The organism is Aquabacterium parvum (assembly GCF_001447195.1).
Lineage (GTDB): Bacteria > Pseudomonadota > Gammaproteobacteria > Burkholderiales > Burkholderiaceae_C > Aquabacterium > Aquabacterium parvum.
The window spans coordinates 1-273 of the sequence record NZ_LFRI01000336.1 but is presented as its reverse complement, the minus strand read 5'-3'; the positions used below and the strand labels follow the sequence as shown (position 1 = coordinate 273).

Sequence of the window (273 nt, the reverse complement as noted above, 5' to 3'; positions counted from 1 at the left end):
TCAAGGCCAGCTCACCGAGCTGCGCCAGATGTGCGCCAAGGTGCATCCCTCGCTGATCGAGCGCCTCGATCAAGTGACGAACCTGCTCGACATGAGCAAGCGCGAGTTCATCGAGGCTGCTGTGTCTGATGCGCTGTCCCGCGCCGAGGAAGCTATCGAGCGTTCCGGTGCCCTGGATCAAGGGAGCCTGTGATGCTCACGCTGACCGGCACCATTCGAGCAGTCACCACCCTGGGTGGTGGCGTCAACAAGAAGACCGGCGAGGTGATCCCC

At 62.6% G+C, this 273-nt stretch carries 1 protein-coding gene; it reads left to right on the top strand.

Translation table 11 applies throughout. The features are described from left to right. Nucleotides 1–193: hypothetical protein (locus ABG80_RS22795; protein ID WP_407638751.1), on the top strand; the 193-nt coding region annotated here is incomplete at its 5' end. Between the last annotated feature and the right edge of the window lie 80 nt (nt 194–273).